2 protein-coding genes are annotated in these 4,109 nt (G+C 58.5%); both read right to left on the bottom strand.

Annotation, left to right across the window (positions count from 1 at the left end):
• Nucleotides 1-67 precede the first annotated feature (67 nt).
• Nucleotides 68-934, bottom strand: a complete 867-nt coding sequence (locus tag F4U94_RS23790) for a recombinase family protein (protein WP_006953933.1) — start codon at nt 932-934, stop codon at nt 68-70.
• 142 nt (nt 935-1,076) lie between these two features.
• Nucleotides 1,077-3,986 carry a Tn3 family transposase gene (locus F4U94_RS23785; RefSeq protein ID WP_048938210.1) on the bottom strand — a complete coding sequence of 970 codons (2,910 nt, stop codon included), beginning with the start codon at nt 3,984-3,986 and terminating at the stop codon, nt 1,077-1,079.
• Nucleotides 3,987-4,109 lie beyond the last annotated feature (123 nt).

Raw genomic sequence — 4,109 nt, 5'->3', positions numbered from 1 at the left:
GGCCCAGTCGGCCCGAAGCTGCGATTTTGGCCAGGTTGAAGAACGAACACTGAACGCTTGATTGATTCTACCAGGACCGTTGCTGACCACCGACCTCGTAGATATCGGCTTCCATGGAGCAATTGTAGCTCTCTGCGATGTTGAACATCTCGGAGAGGAGGCTTTGGATTTCCTCATCAAGGGAAATGCCATCCGGATCGGGGTCATAGGCGACGGTCAGTTTGTAATCACAATTGCCGTTTTTTACCATGGCGTAGTCGCGTTCCAGCATCGCCTCAATCCGCTCCCGAGCGGGTTTTCTACCTCTTCCACGCTTGTTGAAGTTCTCGATAATCAGATGCAGGGCGATGCTGGCAGTGGGCGGCTTTTCCGGCAGTTTGGTCTGTGACGGAATAATGTCGAGCGCCCGATAGACGGTCATTCGTGAGACCTTCAGGTCGCGGGCAACGCGGGCCTTGCTGGCGCCGGCGGCAAGGCGACGGCGGATTTCATCGTCATCGACGTTCTTCTTCCGGCCTTTGTAAACGCCTTCGGCGCGCGCCGCTTCGATCCCGGCGCGCTGACGATCCTTGATGAACTTCAGCTCCATATCGGCGACCATGCCGAGTATGGTGATGACCATTCGCCCCATGTCGCCCGCCGTCGTCACCTCTGGCTCAAGGATGCGCAGCGAAGCTCCCTTTTCATCAAGCTCATGCACCAGGTTCAGGACATCGCGCGTGGAGCGGCCGAGCCGGTCGAGCCGCAGCACGACCAGCTCGTCGCCGGTGTGCATAAACTGCATGATCGTTTCCAGTTCCGTGCGCCCGCTCCGCGAGGCCCCCGATCCGGTCTCGGAACGGATAATTTCGCAACCTGCATTCTTGAGGCGGCCAATCTGGATATCCAGATCCTGGTCCGTGGTGCTGACGCGGGCATATCCGATACGAGCCAAGTGCAAAATCCGTCACATTAGGGTGGCTCTTGCAGTGTATCGTCACATTGAGCGCAAACCCACCCTTTTGTGACAGACGAATGGTGTCACTCGGCCCTATCACTCTGGGGTGTACCCAAATGTTATAGGCCGATCAGCCGCCTCACGCTGCAAGCCGTCCAAAATCAATCCGGTCGTTCAGGTCGAGGTCGAAGCGGCCATAAGGGTTCACATGACTGTAGATCAACGGCGTGAGACCACGATAATCTTCCGGCGTCATCCGCCCCGCCCACTTCGGCTCAACCAGTACGGTCTGAAGCATGCGGGTGTTCACATACACCAGCGACGCTTGCAGGAGGTGTAGCGCCAGAACGGAGATTTCCTGCTCATGGATGCGGTTGGTGGCGATCTCGCCGCCCTTGCCGAAGAACACGAAACCATTAGCGCCGTTCCAGTTCTCAACCACATTCAGCCCTTCGTGGATCTCGCGGCGGAATGCCTCCTGACGCAAATACCGGCATAGGAAGATTGTTTTGACCGCGCGGCCGAGTTCACTCAGCGCCTTGTAGGTCGGGTGCATCACTTCGGCTCTGGCAAACCGGAGCAGGATCGCTTCCGGATCGGCGGTGCGCGATTGCATGGCAGCGGCATATTTGACCATTTCGTCATATTGTTGCTCGATCTCGTCCCAGTCGATCGGGCTGGAGAGGATCGGCAGTAAATTGGAAAGCCGCGTGCGCATGCCGGCTTGGGGAAGGGCCAGTTTCTGGCGTGCCACTGCTTTCAGCCGCGGGGCAAGCTCAAATCCAAGGAGTCGGCAGAACGCAAAGCCGACTGCGCTCTGGCCGTGGCTATCGACGTACTGGCGCTGGATTTCCATGTCGGTGCAATGGCGTAGCACGCCTTCGATCATGGAGGCGACCTCCGAGGAAGAGCACCGCTTGAGCTGGGAATAAACGCAGGTCGCGCGCTTCTCCACATGCCAGTAGATCATGACGCCACGGCCGCCATAGCGGGCGTGCCATTCCGTCATCAGGTTGCGGTCCCACGCGCCGAACTTCGTTGAATCGGACGCGCATGCCGTGCCCGCATCTCCCCATACTGCGGCATTGCGGATTGCCAGTGTCGCGTTTGCTACCCGCGCGCACGCCTCCCTCAGCGCTGGCGCGTGGATGAAACGGCGATGGACATGCAGCAATTCCTCGTAACTGACATCGGGTGTTGCGCCAGCGACCCGCTTGAGCCCGGCGTTCGTGCCCAAGCCATAGAGACACAGCAAAAGACGCTGAGCCAAGGCTGCTTTCGACAGGGTAACCCGCGAGGCCGACGTTTCGAAAGCATCCATCAATCCCGTGTCCAGAGCAGCCTCTTTCAACACGTCCAGCAGTCCGGTCATCGGCCAGCGCTGACCGATCTCGCTTTTGATCGAAGCGAGACCCTTCGGTTCGGGCAAGGGCTTGAACGGTGTAATCGATATCCGGTTGTCGCCGCGCCACAGGAGCCGGACCTTGTCGTTTTGTGGAATATTGGCATTGAGGAGCAACAGTTCCCGTTCAAGCTCCTCCCGGATCGAGGCGCAAAACGCCTGCGCATCTGGCGTCAGGCTGAGGCCGGAATAGTACGCATCTCGCCTGATCTCGAAGTCCTTGGGAAGATCGTCATCGGGATTGCGATAGCGATCCGCCCCGACCACCCAGATTTCTTTGGAGCGGATGCGGTCGCGCAGTTGCGTCAGGACGCAAAGCTCATAGCTGATCCGGTTTACCCGCCCATCGTCATCAATGACGGAACTGCGCCATCGCGCTGGAATCACCTCATCGATCGGAACATCCTGCAATGGCACGAAGCGGCATCCGCCATCCACCTTGCTCCTGATCCAGTCGAGGGCCGCCAGGACCGGCCGCCACACCGCGTTGTTCGACCGGAACTCAAGTACGGAAAGCAGGCTTGGCAGCATGCGCCGGTAATGATTGGCCCAGGAACCACGCATCACCTTGTAGATGCGCCGGTCCAGAGCGCCCTTCGCATGGCTCTCCTTGACGATCGCCGCCAGCTTGGCCTTACCGGCGATCGGGAAAATGACATCGCAGATGCGCCCCGATGGTTCATTGATCGAGGCGCTGGCGATCTCGACCAGCAGGCGCTCCTTTCCATAGACCCGCTCGATGTCTTTCGCGATATCGCCCACCACCTTGCGTTTCGAGCGCGTTCCGATCTTGTGAACGGTTTCGATCAGCAGGTCGATCATCGCGTCAGTGAGTTGCGCCTCCCGCGACATTAGATAAATCGCATAAAGGCCGAGCTGTCGCGCCGGCGCATGCCGGCGCATCTCCGAGGCCTTTTCACCGGCAACGCGGCGAACAATCTGATCGACCCATGGCTTGCCAGTAGCCGTCAGGAGATCATGGGGAAGATCAAGTCTCTGGATAAAGGCGAGTTTCTCGGTCACGTCGAGAATGTTGTCGAGCGTTGCCTGTCCGGCGTCACCCTTCATCCTGTTGAATCCGGTCGAGCTGTCCGGATCGGCAAGCGAGGCTTCCAATAACGCCACCGCATCTGACGAAAGCCGATCACTGGTTCCGATCAGCCAGGTGTCCAGATAATCTTGCCGTTGTGAGCGAACGACACGTTCAAGCTCCTTGCGCGACGGCCCATAAATACGCCGGTCCCGGCACCACAGGAAAACATGCTCAAGCATGGCATTGATCGACTGGCCGCCCGGGCACAGCTCGCCAGCAATCCATTCCGTCAATTGCGCGCGATCCACCCGCTTCATGCGGTGATATCCAAGATGGATCAGGATCTCCGCACAATGCCGTCGTGCTGTCCGACTGGAAAAGTCATAACCGGCTATCTCGCCAGCCTCGACACCGAGTTGCTCGGCCAGATACGAGAGGCCATCGGTAGGGATTGAGCCGGGATCGATCGCGAAAAACCCCAGGGAAGCGAAGAATTTCAGCTGCGCGGCGAGGCCAAGGCGCGTCAGGGCCGGCTTCGAATTTACAAAATCAATATCGGCAAAGCTCAGGCTCCATCGTCCGATCAAATCCCCGCCCGGAATACTCCGATCCATCAACCCACTCCCTATGATGGAGCGAACTGTCCTCTTCTATGATTTCCATCGTCAATACCGAATGCCACGTTCCCAAAACGTTCTCCGACTTGGCCAAAATCGCAGCTTGGGGCCGACTGGGCC

This window comes from Sphingobium limneticum (assembly GCF_008710155.1).
Lineage (GTDB): Bacteria > Pseudomonadota > Alphaproteobacteria > Sphingomonadales > Sphingomonadaceae > Sphingobium > Sphingobium limneticum.
Note: the sequence above shows the minus strand (reverse complement) of the source record. Positions and strands in the feature narration are given on the sequence as shown.

Excerpts from the sequence above, each read along its gene's own strand:
- F4U94_RS23785 (WP_048938210.1), bottom strand. The coding sequence starts at position 3,986 with ATGGATCGGAGTATTCCGGGCGGGGATTTGATCGGACGATGGAGCCTG.